We start from the raw sequence: 15,389 nt of genomic DNA, 5'->3' as shown, positions 1-15,389 counted from the left end.
GATGGAAGATCGTGTGGAACGAATCAAGAAGCAGCTGCATTCGGCGGGTTACAAGTTAACGCCGCAGCGGGAAGCAACGGTAAGAGTCCTGCTTGAACATGAAGAAGACCATTTAAGCGCGGAAGACGTCTACCTCCTCGTGAAAGAAAAATCCCCAGAAATCGGGTTGGCGACCGTTTACCGGACGCTCGAGCTGTTAACCGAGCTGAAAATTGTCGATAAAATCAATTTCGGGGACGGGGTGTCGCGCTATGACCTCCGCAAGGAAGGAGCGGCCCATTTCCATCACCACCTCATCTGCTTGGAATGCGGATCGGTGGCGGAAATTCAAGAAGATTTGCTTGAGGATGTCGAAGCGATTGTTGAGGAGAAGTGGAAATTTAAAATTAAAGACCATCGTTTGACGTTCCACGGCATTTGTCACCGTTGCCAGCAAAAGCATGAAGAAAAATAAAAACCTTTTCCAACGGGAAAGGTTTTTTGCGTATAAACAACGAAACAAATGGCATATCCTCATACTAGCAAGCTGACAAGCAGCTGATAGGGAGGATGCCATGAAAACCGTTTGGCAAATGGTGAAAGTGTTTCTTTTATTTACGGGATGCACCATTTTATTTTATTATAGTCTTGTATGGTTTAACCGCGAGTACGAGTATTACCACCGATACGATGAGCCGAAGGGATCGGCGGTCAAAGTATCGGCGGCGGAGAGTGCGCCGCCAAGTTGGCTCGACCGGCTGTTATTTTTTTATCGCGATGGGGAGTAGAGAGCGTTGGAATACGAGTTGAAAGATTTTCTGCATTATTTGACGGTGGAGCGGAATTTGGCGCACAATACGATCGTTTCGTATGAACGCGATTTGAAAAAATACGTCCGCTATTTGCGCCAAGTCGAGCAGCTTCAGGCGTGGGGCGAAGTGGAGCGCCTCCATATTCTCCATTTTTTAAAGTTTTTAAGCGAACAAGGGCAATCGGCGCGGACGATCGCCCGCCATTTGGCGTCGATCCGTTCGTTTCATCAGTTTTTGCTAAGGGAGAAAATCGCGGCGCAAGACCCGACCGTCCATATCGAAACGCCGCAGTTTGAACGGACGCTGCCGAAAGTGCTGTCGGTCGAGGAAGTCGAGGCGCTGCTTGCAGCGCCGCAAGTGAGCACACCGTTTGGGCTGCGCGACAAGGCGATGCTGGAGCTGTTGTATGCGACCGGCATGCGCGTCAGTGAGCTTGTGCAGCTCAACTTAAGCGACGTGCATTTGACGATGGGGTTTGTCCGCTGCTATGGAAAAGGGCGGAAAGAGCGGATCGTGCCGATCGGGCGCATGGCGATTGAAGCGCTTGCCCACTATTTGGAGCGAGGGCGCCCGCAGCTTGTCAATCCGCGACGGCGGGCAACGGAGGCGCTGTTTTTGAACCATTATGGCCAGCGGTTGACACGGCAAGGGTTTTGGAAAATTTTAAAGCGGCTCGCGAAAGAAGCCGGCATCGAAAAAGAATTGACGCCGCATACGCTTCGGCATTCGTTTGCGACGCATCTGCTTGAGAACGGAGCCGATTTGCGCGCTGTGCAAGAGTTGCTTGGGCATGCCGACATTTCGACGACGCAAATGTATACGCATGTTACGAAAACGCGCCTAAAAGACGTGTACAAACAGTACCACCCGCGCGCCTAGCAGTTGCCGTATGCTAGGCGCTTGCCTGTCGTTTTAGTTGTCAGACTTCTGACCAATTGGCCATAGGCGTGTTTTCGCGAAAATACGGGAACGATAGAAAGAGACTCCATATTTTTCATTGCAGGCAGGGGGAATGAATGTGAAAGCGACATACCGGCGCGTCTTTTTGATTGTGATGGATTCAGTCGGCATCGGCGAAGCGCCGGATGCCGAGAAATACAACGACAAAGGAGCGGATACGCTCGGCCATATCGCTGAGTATCGCGGCGGCCTCTATATGCCGAACATGGCGAAGCTCGGCCTAAGCCATATTCGTGAGATCAAAGGGGTGCCGAAAGTCGATCGACCGCTCGCGTACTATACAAAAATGAAGGAAGCATCGGCTGGAAAAGATACGATGACAGGCCATTGGGAGCTGATGGGCCTTCGCATCGACAAGCCGTTCCGCGTCTTTCCGAACGGGTTCCCAGATGAATTGATCGCTGAGCTCGAGCGGCGCACCGGCCGGAACGTGATCGGCAACAAACCGGCGAGCGGAACAGCGATCATCGAAGAGCTTGGCGAAGAGCATATGAAAACAGGGGCGATCATCGTCTATACATCAGCCGACTCCGTCTTGCAAATCGCCGCCCATGAACAAGTTGTGCCGCTTGATGAATTGTACCGCATTTGCGAAATCGCTCGTGAATTGACGCGCGACGAGCCGTATATGGTCGGGCGCGTCATTGCCCGACCGTTCATCGGCACACCCGGCCATTTTGAGCGAACCGCCAACCGGCACGACTATGCGCTTAAGCCGTTTGGCAAAACGGTGATGAATGAATTGAAAGACGCCGGTTATGAAGTGATTGCCATCGGGAAGATCGCCGATATTTACGACAATGAAGGAGTTACCCAGTCGTTGCGAACGACATCCAATATGGACGGAATGGATAAGCTCGTCGACACGCTCGGCATGGACTTTACCGGGTTGAGTTTCGTCAATCTCGTCGATTTTGACGCTAAATACGGCCATCGCCGCGACCCAAAAGGTTACGGCGATGCGCTCGAAGAGTTTGACGCCCGGCTTGCCGATGTGTTGCCGCGCTTGACAGCGGACGACTTGCTTATCATCACCGCTGACCACGGCAACGACCCGATTCACCACGGAACCGACCATACGCGCGAATATGTGCCGCTTTTGGTGTACAGCCCGCGATTTCGCGGCGGCAAGCCGCTCCCAGTCCGCGAGACGTTTGCCGATGTCGGCGCAACGATTGCGGATAACTTCCAAGTCAACCGGCCGCCGTACGGAACAAGCTTTTTGGCTGATTTGGCCTAACTTCATAAAGAACGATGAGGGGGAAAAGAATGGATCGACAAGCGATTGAAAAAACCGCCGGTCATTTGCGCCCATTGATGCCAACTCCGCCTGAAATCGGTCTCATTCTCGGCTCGGGGCTCGGCGTGCTCGCTGATGAAATCGAAGAGGCGGTTCGCATTCCGTATGAAGATATTCCCGGATTTCCAGTGTCGACCGTTGAAGGACACGCTGGACGGCTCGTATATGGGCGGCTTGAGGGGGCGACCGTTGTCGCCATGCAAGGGCGGTTTCATTATTATGAAGGGTATTCGCTTCAGGAAGTGACGTTTCCCGTCCGGGTGATGAAGGCGCTTGGCGTCCGCGAATTGATCGTGACAAACGCTGCGGGCGGCATCAACGAACGGTTTCAGCCCGGCGATTTCATGATCATTTCCGACCATATCAACTTGCTGGGCACAAATCCGCTCATTGGTCCGAACGATCCGGAGCTTGGTCCGCGCTTTCCGGACATGACGGAAGCGTATAGCCGGCGGCTGCGCGAGCTCGCCAAGGAAACGGCGGCGAGACTTGGCGTTCGCGTGCATGAAGGAGTATATGTCGCCAATACGGGGCCGTCGTACGAAACGCCGGCGGAAATCCGCATGATTCGTACGCTCGGCGGCGATGCGGTCGGCATGTCGACCGTCCCGGAAGTGATCGTCGCCCGCCACGGCGGCATTGAGGTGCTCGGCATTTCGTGCATTTCGAATATGGCTGCAGGGATGTCGGATGCTCCGCTTCACCACGACGAAGTGGTTGAAACGGCTGAGCGGGTGAAGACGGACTTTTTGCGGTTTGTGAAAGCGATTGTCGCCGAAATGGCGAAATCAAAACGAAAAAGGTGATCGCGATGCGAATGGTCGATTTGATTGCGAAAAAGCGCGACGGAAAGGCGCTGACGAAGGAAGAAATTGAGTGGATCGTCCGAGGGTATACAGACGGGGACATTCCCGATTACCAAATGAGCGCGCTCGCGATGGCGATTTATTTCCGCGGCATGACCGAGGAAGAAACGGCCGCGCTGACGATGGCGATGGTGCACTCCGGCGAAATGCTCGATTTGTCGAGTATTCGCGGCGTGAAAGTCGATAAACATTCGACCGGCGGGGTCGGCGATACGACGACGCTTGTTTTAGGGCCGCTTGTCGCTTCTGTCGGCGTGCCGGTGGCGAAAATGTCTGGGCGCGGCCTCGGCCATACGGGCGGCACGATCGACAAACTCGAGTCCGTGCCCGGGTTTCATGTCGAGATCAGCAAAGACGAGTTCATTCGACTCGTGAATGAAAACGGAATCGCCATTATCGGCCAAACGGGCGATTTGACACCGGCTGACAAAAAGCTATATGCGCTTCGCGATGTGACGGCGACCGTCAACAGCATTCCGCTCATCGCCTCGTCGATCATGAGCAAAAAAATCGCCGCTGGGGCTGATGCCATCGTCTTGGATGTGAAAACGGGCGCCGGAGCGTTTATGAAGGAACTTGACGAGGCGCGCCGGCTCGCTCGAGCGATGGTCGACATTGGCAAGCGCGTCGGCCGCCGGACGATGGCGGTCATTTCTGACATGAGCCAGCCGCTCGGCTATGCCGTCGGCAACGCCTTGGAAGTGAAAGAGGCCATCGAAACGTTAAAAGGAAACGGGCCGCACGATTTAACCGAACTTTGTTTGACGCTCGGCAGCCATATGGTCTATTTGGCGGAGAAGGCGCCATCGCTTGATGAGGCGCGCCGTTTGCTTGAAGAGGCGATTCGCAGCGGGGCCGCCATCGCGGCGTTCAAAACGTTTTTGGCCGCTCAAGGTGGAGATGCATCGGTCGTCGACGATCTGGATCAATTGCCAAAGGCGGCCTATACGTCGACCGTCACGGCGGCTGCCGACGGCTATGTCGCCGAGATGGCTGCCGATGACATCGGCACGGCCGCCATGTGGCTCGGCGCCGGCCGGGCGAAAAAAGAAGACATGATCGATTTGGCGGTCGGCATTGTGCTCCATAAAAAAATCGGCGATCGCGTGCAGAAAGGGGAAGTGCTCGCCACGATTCACAGCAACCGGCCAGATGTGCTTGACGTGAAAGAAAAGATCGAGGCGGCTATTCGTCTGTCGCCGCAGCCGGTTGCTCGGCCGCCGCTCATTTATGAGACCATCGTATAGAGAGGGACGCTGGCGATCCGCAAGGAAAAAAGCAGTTGTTCAAGTAGAAGACGCCTGAAACGCGTGTTTCGGGCGTTTTTTTTTGTTTTTTGGAAAATGAGCTGTTTTTTGTATAAAAATATCTCGTCTGGAAAAAATGGCATGTATAAAGAATGGAGGTTTGGGAGATGAAAACGACAGTCATCCGTCTGCTTGTATTGCCGATTCTTCTGTTCCTTCCTCTTTCCGTGCATGCCGAGTCACACGAAAAGAAGGCGGCAAAGGTGGAGCTGGCCGATGAAGCGAAATCAGCCATTTTGATTGAACGCGACACCGGCAAAGTATTGTATGAAAAAAATGCCCATGAACCATTGCCGCCGGCGAGCATGACGAAAATTATGACGATGCTGCTAGTCATGGAAGCCATCGATGAAGGAAAGCTGTCCTACGATGAAAAAGTGCGGGCGAGCGAATACGCTGCGTCAATGGGTGGATCGCAAATTTTCCTCGAGCCGGGCGAGGAAATGACCGTCGATGAGCTGCTGCGCGGCATTGCCATCGGTTCGGCCAACGACGCGTCGGTCGCTATGGCTGAGCAGATCGCCGGGTCGGAAGAAGCATTTGTCGAGATGATGAATGAAAAAGCGAAACAGCTTGGCTTAAAAAACACCCATTTCGCCAATGCGACCGGCCTGCCGGCGGAACATCACTACAGCAGCGCTTATGATATGGCCATGATGGCGCGCGAACTGTTGAAATATGAAGATATTACCAAATATACGAGCAAATACGAAGACTATTTGCGCGAAAATACGGACAAAAAGTTTTGGCTCGTCAATACGAACCGGCTTGTCAAATTTTATCCGGGCGTTGACGGCCTGAAAACCGGATATACAGCCGAAGCGAAATATTGTTTGACCGCCACGGCGAAAAAGAACGGCATGCGCGTCATCGCTGTTGTGTTTGGAGCGCCGACGCCGAAATCGCGCAATGCGCAAATTACGAAGATGCTCGATTACGCGTTTTCCCAATATCGAACTCACCCGGTGTACAAACGGAATGAAACTGTCGCCCGCGTCAACATAAGCAAAGGCAAACGGTCATCCGTCGAAGCGGTGACGTCGGAGCCGGTGTCGGTGCTGACGAAAAAAGGGCAGTCGGTCGAGCAGATCGAAAAAGTGATTAAAGTGAAAGACAATGTGAAAGCACCCGTTCGCAAAGGCGATGAGCTTGGCGTCCTCATTTTAAAACAGGATGGAAAAGAAATTTTGCACAGCCTGATCGTCGCCAAGCAAACGGTCGAAGAAGCGAGCTTTTGGGACTTGTTTAAGCGGGTGTTTGGCCGCTTCGTGCAAGCGGGATAATGTCAAGTTTTGCGGTCTTTTCGCTCTCTTTGGCGAACGACCACTAGTTTTGTCGGGCGGCAGGATTTCGGGCGGACAGCAGCGAAATGTCTCCATATCCTGAAATGGACAAGGGGGAACACGCTGTGAGTCTCGCGATCGACTTGGAAGTGAAGCAAGACGTGCTCATCGTTCGCCTGTCTGGGGAGCTTGACCATCATACAGCCGAAGAATTGCGTGAACAAGTGACGGATGTGCTCGAAAACCGAGCGATCCGCCACATCGTGCTCAATTTAGGACAATTGACGTTCATGGACAGCTCTGGCCTCGGCGTCATTCTCGGACGCTATAAACAAATCAAAAACGTCGGCGGGCAGATGGTTGTATGCGCCGTATCGCCGGCCGTCAAACGGCTGTTTGACATGTCGGGTCTGTTTAAAATCATCCGCGTTGAGGCGGATGAGCAATTCGCCTTGCAAGCATTGGGGGTGGCGTAAATGCGCAACGAAATGCACCTCCAATTTTCTGCCCGCAGCGAAAATGAATCGTTCGCCCGTGTGACCGTGGCGGCGTTCGTCGCCCAGCTTGACCCGACGATGGACGAACTGACGGAAATTAAAACGGTTGTCTCTGAGGCGGTGACAAACGCGATCATTCACGGCTACAACAACGATCCGAACGGCATCGTCTCCATTTCGGTCATCATTGAAGACGGTGTCGTCCATTTGACGGTGAGAGACGAAGGAGTCGGCATTCCTGACATCGAAGAAGCGCGCCAGCCGTTGTTTACGACAAAGCCCGAGCTCGAGCGGTCAGGGATGGGCTTTACCATTATGGAAAACTTCATGGACGAAGTCATCGTTGAGTCGGAAGTGAACAAAGGGACGACTGTGTATTTGAAAAAGCATATTGCGAAAAGCAAAGCGTTATGTAACTGAGGGAGACATGCCTATGGATGTCGATGTCAAGCAAGATCAGTCGCCAATCAAAGATCAGGAGATGAAAGAGCTGATCCGCCGCAGCCAAGAAGGCGATCAAGAAGCGCGTGATGAAATTATTGAAAAAAACATGCGCCTCGTCTGGTCGGTCGTTCAACGTTTTTTAAACCGCGGCTATGAAGCGGACGACTTGTTTCAAATCGGCTGCATCGGCTTGTTAAAGTCGGTCGACAAGTTTGACCTGTCATATGACGTCAAGTTTTCGACGTACGCCGTGCCGATGATCATTGGGGAGATTCAGCGGTTTCTTCGCGACGACGGCACCGTCAAAGTGAGCCGTTCGCTGAAAGAGATGGGCAACAAAATCCGCAAGGCGAAAGATGAGCTGTCGAAAACGCGCGGGCGGGCGCCGACGGTTACGGAAATCGCCGACCATTTAGGCATTTCGCCAGAAGACGTCGTTCTGGCTCAAGAGGCGGTCCGCTCGCCGACATCGATTCACGAAACGGTGTACGAAAACGACGGCGATCCGATCACGTTGCTTGATCAAATCGCTGACGCCGACGAGGCGTCATGGTTTGACAAAATCGCCTTAAAAAAAGCGATCGAAGAACTCGACGAGCGTGAGAGGCTGATCGTCTATTTGCGCTATTACAAAGACCAAACCCAGTCCGAAGTGGCATCGAGGCTCGGCATCTCTCAAGTGCAAGTATCCCGGCTGGAAAAGAAAATATTGCAGCACATAAAGGACAAAATGGACGGATAGTCCATTTTGTCCGCACGGAGTGAGCAACAAAATGGACGGATAGTCCATTTTGTCCGCACAGGTGTGTTCAAAATCGACGGATGTCAATTCATCGGCGGTGAACCATGAATCGCATCCGTCTTTTGGTCTGTAAGCGCATTTTGGAACGCTTTTTCCAGAGCAAGCAACAAAAGTCTAAAAAAGAATGGGCATTTTTTGCCCATTCTTTTCTATTTTTATGAAATCGATGGTGAACGCCGACAGGCCGCATGATCGGTGTTTTTGCCAACCAAACTAAAGAAAAACAAAATGGGGACAAAGGTGTGAAGCAAATGGCCAACACCGTATTTATCAAGCCGCGCCATCGCGTGCAAGTCAAGCCGGGGGCGGTGGTGACGCTCGGGCAGGCGGCCCAAATCGCTGCGCCGGATGGCGGGCTCATTCGGCGGTTGAAGACGATTCCGCTCTATCGCATCCAGCCCAGCGATAAAAATATCGTCATCATCGATATGATGCAAATGATCCGGGCTGTGTTTGATGTGGATTCCTCGCTTGATGTGCAGATGATCGGCCCATCGCAGACGATCATTGAAGTCGTCTATGAAAAACGGAAGGTTTCGACCGCTTCCTTCGTTCTCGTTTGGCTTCTTTTGTTCGTCGGTTCGGCGATGGCGATCATGAACTTTCACGAGGACGTCAGCATGCAACAAGTGCATCGCCATCTGTACGAAATGATGACCGGCCAAGCGGTCGATAAACCGCTGCTTTTGCAAATTCCGTATTCGCTTGGGCTCGGCATCGGGATGATTTTATTTTTCAACCATTGGTTCCGCAAACGAATCAACGAGGAGCCCAGCCCTCTTGAAGTCGAAATGTTCAACTACCAGCAATCGATCGATCAGTACGTCATTTTGCATGAAAACAAAGAAAGCTTGAGGCCTCTTGACGACGCTTGAGATTTTGCTGGTAGTGTTCGTCGCTTCGCCGGAGGGTTGGCGGTCGGAACCGGATTTGTCGCTTTTTTGGTCGTGCTTGGCGTCATCCCGCGCCTGACGCAGCTGACGAAAACGCCAAAACGCATTCACGCCTATGAATGGGGGGCTGTAGCCGGCGCCATCGTTGGCGGTTGGATGAGTTTGCGCCATTCGGTTTGGCATTTATCCAAATATTGCTAGCGCCGATCGGATTGTTTCATGGTGTGTTTATCGGAATGCTCGCTGCCGCTTTAACAGAGGTGTTGAACGTTTGGCCGATTTTAGCGAAGCGGATCGGCGTCGATGATAAAATCGTCATTTTACTTATGGCCATCGCCTTTGGCAAAGTGGCCGGTTCGTTGTTTCATTGGCTTTATTTTGTCGATCACTTTCGCTGACAAAGGGGGAAGGAAACGTGGGATTGAAGTCCGATTATGTCCGCGAGGTGAAGGCGTTTCAGCCTTCTCCCCCATACGCCGCCAATGCGGTAAAAGCGTTTTTTGTCGGTGGGATGTTTTGTGCGTTGGCGCAATGGCTCGCTGATTGGTATGGCGGCACGTTTGCCGCTTCGCCGCTCGAGGCCCATCTGTGGGCGTCTATGGTGATGGCTGGATTGGCGATTGTGCTGACGGCCGTCGGGAAATATGATGATTTCAGCCAATTTGCCGGTGCGGGGGCGACGATGCTCATTACAGGGCTGGCCAATGCGATCGCCAGCGCCGCTATCGAGCATCGCAGCGAAGGATGGACGGCCGGGGTGGCCGGGCAGATGTTGAAAGCCGGTGGGGCAGCGGTCATTTATGGTCTGATTGCCGCCTATGTGCTTGGCCTTGTTTGGCCGTGACGAAAAGAGGGATTGGCCATGAAACGTGTCGGAAAGCAGACATGGGTGTTTGACGATGGTGTTTACATCCAAGCGGCCGCTGCCGCGGTCGGGCCGCTTGAAGCCGACGGGCCGCTCGGAAGTTATTTTGATGTTTGCCATCGCGACTTATATTGCGGCGAAGCGACGTGGGAGCTGGCCGAGCGGAGGCTGATGCGGGAGGCGGTGGACTGCTGCTTGCAAAAGGCGGGCGTCTCTGCCGAAGAAGTCGATCTATTTTTGGCCGGTGATTTATTAAACCAAAATGCGACATCGAATTATGTCGCCCGCGAGCTGCCGATTCCGTTTTTATGCTTGTTCGGCGCCTGTTCGACCTCGATGCAAACGTTGGCGGCAGCCGCTGCGTTTGTCGCTGGTGGATTGGCTGATCGGGCGCTTGCGGCGACAAGCAGTCATAACGCGACGGCCGAACGGCAGTTTCGCTACCCGACTGAGCTTGGGGTGCAAAAGCCGAAAACGGCGACGTTCACCGTCACGGGCGCCGGCGCCGCGCTTGTTGGCCGCGCGCCGGGACGTTGGCGCGTCCGGGCGGCGACGATCGGCAAAGTCGTTGACGCCGGGCTGAAAAACCCACTCGACATGGGGGCGGCGATGGCTCCGGCGGCGGCCGATACGATCGAGCAGCATTTCCGTGACTTAGGCGTCTCGCCGGGCGATTACGATTTGATCGTCACCGGCGACTTGTCGCGCGTCGGCAGCGTCATCGTCCGCGAGTTGCTTGCTGAATCAGGCTACGATGTGACCGACGTTTACAACGATTGCGGGCTGATGATTTACCGGCCAGATCAAAAGGTGTTCGCCGGCGGCAGCGGCTGCGCCTGCTCGGCGGTCGTCACGTACGGGTATTTGCTTCAAGAGCTCGCCCACGGAACGTTTCGACGCCTGTTTGTCGTCGCTACCGGGGCGCTCTTGAGTCAAACGATGGTGCAGCAAAAACAGTCGATCCCAGCGATCGCTCACGGCGTCGTCATCGAAGCGGCTGGACAGGAGCCGGATTTGCCGCCGTAGGACGCCTTTTATTTGGGAACGATCAGGAGGGAATGTGATATGGAATACGTCCGTGCCTTTCTCGCCGGCGGGCTGCTGTGCGCCATCGTTCAGCTCATCATCGACCGCGGCAAATGGACGCCGGCTGGCGTCGCCGGTTCGCTTGTCGTCTTTGGCGTACTCCTTGGCTTTGGCGGCGTCTATGATCCATTCGTCGCTTGGGCTGGCGCCGGGGCGACGATGCCGCTATGCGGATTTGGGTATTGGTTGGCGAAAGGAGCCATGGCAGAACCGCGGCCGGAGGGATTTGTCGAAACCGGAGCAGCGGTGTTCCGATTTGCCGGCGCCTTGTTCGCTTTTATCGTGGCTGGCTCTTTTGCCGCGGCGCTCACTTGCAAACCGAAAGGGTAGAGATGATGGAAAAACGACGAGTCATTTTAGTAACGGATGGGGACGAGTTCGCCTGCCGGGCGATTGAGCGGGTTGCCGCCGAGATCGGCGGCCGTTGCATTTCCCGCTCGCAAGGCAATCCGACGAAACTGAGCGGTGAACAGTTGGTCGAACTCATTTTGCAAACGCCGCACGATCCAGTGTTTGTCATGTTTGACGATTGCGGCGCCTCGGGGAGGGGGCCGGAGAGCAGGCGCTTCGCTATGTGGCGGGGCATGAGCAAATTGAGGTGCTTGGGGCGCTGGCGGTTGCCTCCAATACGCACCAGCATGAATGGACAAAAGTGCATGTGAGCATCGACCGTGACGGCGTGATGACCGAATATGGGGTCGATAAAGAAGGCTTCCGGGACCTCGAGATCGGGCGGATCAATGGCGATACCGTCTACTGCCTTGACCGGCTGAACATTCCGCTCATCGTCGGCATCGGCGACATCGGCAAAATGGGATACCGAGACCATGCGAAATACGGAGCGCCGATTACGCGCAAGGCGGTCGAGTTGATTCTCGAAAGGAGTGGTGGCCATGCCGGAAAAAGAAAAGAAACCGAAAGCGCCGATCGCGAAGCGGCTCGTTGACAACGCGAAGTTTTTGCAACAGCGGATCGGCGTCGGGACAAGCTTTGATTTAGGCGTGCGGAAAATTGATGTCCTAAACCGGGAAGTACATATTTACTACTGCAACGGTTTATGCGACACGCAATACATTATCGAATTGTTAAAACAAATTGTGCGCGTCAACGATGATGAACGCCAGGCGTCCCAAGCGTGGCAGATCATCGAAAATCGACTCGTTCATCAGCAAGTCAGTCCGGTGACGAGCCTCGACGAAGCGGTTGACAAGCTGCTGTCGGGCTTGATCATCGTCTTGATTGAAGGCGAATCGACCGGATTTGCTGTCGACGTCCGCAGCTATCCGGGTCGGCAGCCGCAAGAGCCGGATACGGAAAAAGTTGTGCGCGGCGCCCGCGACGGCTATGTCGAGAACATCATTGTCAACACGGCGCTCACCCGCCGCCGCATCCGCGACGAGCGGCTGCGCTTTGAAATTTTGCAAGTCGGCGAGCGGTCAAAAACGGACGTATGCATCGCCTATATTAAAGACGTCGCTGACCCGGGGCTTGTTGAACTCGTCAAGAAAGAGTTGCAGCAAATCAACGTCGATGGACTGACGATGGGCGACAAAACAGTCGAAGAGTTTTTAGTCAAGCAAGGATACAACCCGTACCCGCTCGTCCGTTACACCGAGAGGCCAGATGTAGCAGCGACGCACCTGCTTGAAGGGCACGTGCTCATTATGGTTGATACATCGCCAAGCGTCATCATCACGCCGACAACATTTTTTCACCACGTCCAGCATGCCGAGGAATACCGGCAGTCGCCAGGGGTCGGGACGTTTGTGCGCTGGGTGCGGTTTTTAGGCATTTTGACGTCGTTGTTTTTGCTGCCGCTGTGGGTGCTGTTCGTCCTTGAACCGTCGTTGCTGCCCGAATCATGGGCGTTTATTGGGCCGAACAAACAAACGAACATCCCGATCATTGTGCAAATTTTGCTCGCTGATTTTGGGATTGAGTTTTTGCGGATGGCAGCCATTCATACCCCGACGCCGCTATCAACCGCGATGGGTTTGATTGCCGCCGTCTTGATCGGACAAATCGCCATCGATGTCGGGCTGTTTGTGCCGGAAGTGATCTTGTACATTTCGGTGGCGGCGATCGGTTCCTTTGCGACGCCAAGCTATGAGTTGAGCGTGGCGAATAAGATTTCTCGATTGGCATTGGTCATTCTTGTCGCCTTGTTTAAAGTGCCCGGGCTCGTCATTGGCACGACCGTTTATTTGCTTTGGCTCGCCAGCATCCGCTCGCTTAATACGCCGTACTTATGGCCGTTCATCCCGTTCGATCCAGCGGCATTTATGCAAATTGTCGTCCGCCGTTCGGTTGCCGGAGCGAGAGTGCGCCCGAGCATCGTTCACCCGCAAGACCGGCAAAAACAGCCGTCATGACGCGAACGATCCATTTGGAAGCGGCCGTTTCCACCTATTGGCGGCCGCTTTTTTCGTTTTAGCGCTATTGCAACTTTTTTATAATTATGATAAGTTATATTTAATTGCTTGCACTGATGGTGCTTGCCTCAGTGCTTCGCACGTTTGCACGGGCGGAATGGGCATGGCCCAGCGCGGGGTGTGCGGCCTTCCGTTTCAAGGCAGAGCCGATGGCGCTTTGCGGTTTTCCATTTTGTAAAGGCAGTTGCCGATTTTGCAAACTGTCTTTTTTGCTTTTGCCATGCGATTTCGATAGAGGAATGAGGGGTTTGCGATGTTTCTTCACGGGACAAGCCGCGTGAATGAACAAGGGCATTTGGAAATCGGCGGCGTCGATGTGGTCGAGTTGGCCAAAACGTATGGCACGCCGCTTTATATTTATGACGTTGCGTTGATCCGCGCTCGGGCGCGCGCGTTTAAAGAAGCGTTCCAGCGCCACGGCGTGCGGGCGCAAGTCGCGTATGCGAGCAAGGCGTTTTCCGCCGTCGCCATCGTGCAGCTGGCCGCTGAGGAGGGATTGTCGCTTGACGTCGTCTCAGGCGGTGAGCTGTATACGGCGCTTGCGGCCGGTTTTCCGCCTGAGCGCATCCATTTTCATGGCAACAACAAAAGCCGGGACGAATTGGCGATGTCGCTTGAACACGGCATCGGCTGCATCGTTGCCGACAACTTTTACGAACTCGAGCTGATCGAAGAGCTGGCGGAGTCATCCGGTCGGACGGTGCCGGTTTTGCTCCGCGTGACGCCGGGGGTCGAGGCGCATACGCACGATTACATTTTAACCGGGCAAGAAGATTCAAAGTTCGGCTTTGACTTAAACAACGGTCAGGCGGACGAGGCGTTTCGCCGTGTCATGGCATCGGCCGCGTTTCAGCTGCTCGGCGTTCATTGCCATATCGGCTCGCAAATTTTTGAAACAGCTGGGTTTGTGCTCGCGGCGCAAAAAGTGTTTGCCAAGCTGGCGGAGTGGAACAAGGCGCACGGATTTGTCCCAGCGGTTGTCAATCTTGGCGGCGGCTTTGGCATCCGCTATACGGAGGAAGACGACCCGATTCCGGTGACAGCGTACGTCGACTGCATCGTGGAAGAGGTGAAAAGGCAGGCCGAAGCTTGCCGCTTGCCGTTGCCGGAAATTTGGATCGAGCCGGGCCGGTCGCTCGTGGGTGATGCCGGAACGACGATTTATACGATCGGTTCGCGCAAAGAGGTGCCCAACGTCCGCACCTATATTGCCGTTGACGGCGGCATGAGCGACAACATCCGTCCGGCGCTTTACGGAGCGAAATACGAAGCCGCGCTCGCCAACCGGGTGTTCGGCGAGCCGACGGAAGTCGTATCGATCGCCGGGAAGTGTTGCGAGTCAGGCGACATGCTCATTTGGGACATCGCCCTGCCGGAAGCGAAGCCGGGCGATTATTTGGCCGTTTTTTGCACCGGCGCTTACGGCTATTCCATGGCGAACAATTACAACCGTCTGCCGCGCCCAGCCGTTGTGTTCGTTGAAAACGGCGACGCCCAGCTCGTTGTGAAACGGGAGACATATGAAGATTTGATCCAATATGATTTGCCTTTGAAAACGAAAGTGAAAAAGTGAAGGCCGCCGGTTGGAAAGAGAACGGCCTCCACAAAGAAAAGGCGCCCGCTGCTTTTTTTGGGGCGCCTTCTTTCATTGTTGATTTGAGGAAAATGCTGATTTGATCGCGTTCCAAATTTCTTTCAAGATGTCGATCAGATTTTGAATGAACGTTTTCCCTTCTTCTGACTGCAAAAACGCCGATAGCTGTTCTTTCGCCTTGCTCAGCTGATCATTCACTTGATCCCAATTAATATGGGCATTTTGCATTTTATGGAAAAGGGAAATCAGGTTGTTGATTTCATTCTCGC

Annotated in this window: 16 protein-coding genes and 3 pseudogenes; 18 read left to right on the top strand and 1 reads right to left on the bottom strand. The window is 54.1% G+C overall.

The window, feature by feature from the left end; translation table 11 throughout:
* Position 1: 1 nt before the first annotated feature.
* The 18 genes and pseudogenes from I656_RS07215 to lysA all read left to right on the top strand — a co-directional run bounded on the left by I656_RS07215 (position 2) and on the right by lysA (position 15,099).
* Positions 2–454, top strand: coding sequence for a Fur family transcriptional regulator (locus I656_RS07215; RefSeq protein ID WP_011231799.1), 453 nt, complete (start codon positions 2–4; stop codon positions 452–454).
* A gap of 100 nt (positions 455–554) precedes the next feature.
* Positions 555–767: a YqzK family protein gene (locus tag I656_RS07220; protein ID WP_011231798.1), complete on the top strand. Its 213-nt coding sequence runs from the start codon at positions 555–557 to the stop codon at positions 765–767.
* A 6-nt stretch (positions 768–773) separates the two neighbouring features.
* The gene (xerD, locus tag I656_RS07225; protein ID WP_011231797.1) at positions 774–1,670 is read left to right on the top strand and encodes a site-specific tyrosine recombinase XerD; all 897 of its coding nucleotides are present in this window, start codon (positions 774–776) and stop codon (positions 1,668–1,670) included.
* Positions 1,671–1,803: 133 nt separating this feature from the next.
* Positions 1,804–2,991: a phosphopentomutase gene (gene deoB, locus I656_RS07230; protein ID WP_033005752.1), complete on the top strand. Its 1,188-nt coding sequence runs from the start codon at positions 1,804–1,806 to the stop codon at positions 2,989–2,991.
* Positions 2,992–3,020: 29 nt separating this feature from the next.
* The gene (locus I656_RS07235; protein ID WP_011231795.1) at positions 3,021–3,857 is read left to right on the top strand and encodes a purine-nucleoside phosphorylase; all 837 of its coding nucleotides are present in this window, start codon (positions 3,021–3,023) and stop codon (positions 3,855–3,857) included.
* A 5-nt stretch (positions 3,858–3,862) separates the two neighbouring features.
* On the top strand, positions 3,863–5,164 hold the full coding sequence (locus I656_RS07240; RefSeq protein WP_033005751.1) for a pyrimidine-nucleoside phosphorylase: 1,302 nt from the start codon (positions 3,863–3,865) through the stop codon (positions 5,162–5,164).
* Between the two features lie 167 nt (positions 5,165–5,331).
* A complete protein-coding gene (locus I656_RS07245; protein ID WP_033005748.1) occupies positions 5,332–6,507 on the top strand; it encodes a D-alanyl-D-alanine carboxypeptidase family protein in 1,176 nt (391 codons plus the stop codon).
* Positions 6,508–6,632: 125 nt separating this feature from the next.
* Entirely contained in the window at positions 6,633–6,983 is a 351-nt protein-coding gene (gene spoIIAA / locus I656_RS07250; RefSeq protein ID WP_011231792.1) for an anti-sigma F factor antagonist, read from the top strand.
* The gene (gene spoIIAB / locus I656_RS07255; RefSeq protein ID WP_011231791.1) at positions 6,984–7,424 is read left to right on the top strand and encodes an anti-sigma F factor; all 441 of its coding nucleotides are present in this window, start codon (positions 6,984–6,986) and stop codon (positions 7,422–7,424) included.
* Between the two features lie 13 nt (positions 7,425–7,437).
* Positions 7,438–8,190, top strand: a complete 753-nt coding sequence (sigF, locus tag I656_RS07260) for an RNA polymerase sporulation sigma factor SigF (protein WP_011231790.1) — start codon at positions 7,438–7,440, stop codon at positions 8,188–8,190.
* Between the two features lie 311 nt (positions 8,191–8,501).
* Positions 8,502–9,125, top strand: coding sequence for a stage V sporulation protein AA (locus I656_RS07265; protein WP_033005766.1), 624 nt, complete (start codon positions 8,502–8,504; stop codon positions 9,123–9,125).
* Positions 9,112–9,541, top strand: a pseudogene (locus tag I656_RS0115715) (stage V sporulation protein AB). The gene I656_RS07265 and the pseudogene I656_RS0115715 overlap by 14 nt, the downstream one beginning before the upstream one ends.
* A 17-nt stretch (positions 9,542–9,558) precedes the next feature.
* Complete coding sequence (locus tag I656_RS07270) at positions 9,559–9,987, top strand: SpoVA/SpoVAEb family sporulation membrane protein (RefSeq protein WP_013144836.1); 429 nt, start codon at positions 9,559–9,561, stop codon at positions 9,985–9,987.
* Between the two features lie 18 nt (positions 9,988–10,005).
* The gene (gene spoVAD, locus I656_RS07275) at positions 10,006–11,034 is read left to right on the top strand and encodes a stage V sporulation protein AD (protein ID WP_033005744.1); all 1,029 of its coding nucleotides are present in this window, start codon (positions 10,006–10,008) and stop codon (positions 11,032–11,034) included.
* A 39-nt stretch (positions 11,035–11,073) separates the two neighbouring features.
* A complete protein-coding gene (locus tag I656_RS07280) occupies positions 11,074–11,424 on the top strand; it encodes a SpoVA/SpoVAEb family sporulation membrane protein (protein ID WP_012820684.1) in 351 nt (116 codons plus the stop codon).
* A gap of 2 nt (positions 11,425–11,426) precedes the next feature.
* Positions 11,427–12,040 (top strand): annotated as a pseudogene (locus I656_RS0115710) (stage V sporulation protein AE).
* A complete protein-coding gene (locus I656_RS07285) occupies positions 11,988–13,466 on the top strand; it encodes a spore germination protein (protein ID WP_033005742.1) in 1,479 nt (492 codons plus the stop codon). The pseudogene I656_RS0115710 and the gene I656_RS07285 overlap by 53 nt, the downstream one beginning before the upstream one ends.
* A 313-nt stretch (positions 13,467–13,779) precedes the next feature.
* On the top strand, positions 13,780–15,099 hold the full coding sequence (gene lysA / locus I656_RS07290; RefSeq protein WP_020755246.1) for a diaminopimelate decarboxylase: 1,320 nt from the start codon (positions 13,780–13,782) through the stop codon (positions 15,097–15,099).
* Between the two features lie 72 nt (positions 15,100–15,171).
* On the opposite strand, the pseudogene I656_RS0115705 reads toward lysA, so the two are convergent.
* A pseudogene (locus I656_RS0115705) lies at positions 15,172–15,389 on the bottom strand (DUF1002 domain-containing protein); the annotation flags it as partial.

Origin of the sequence: Geobacillus sp. WSUCF1, from assembly GCF_000422025.1 — a bacterium.
Classification (GTDB): domain Bacteria; phylum Bacillota; class Bacilli; order Bacillales; family Anoxybacillaceae; genus Geobacillus; species Geobacillus zalihae.
The sequence above is the reverse complement of the archived record's forward strand: the minus strand, read 5'-3'. Positions and strand labels throughout refer to the sequence as shown.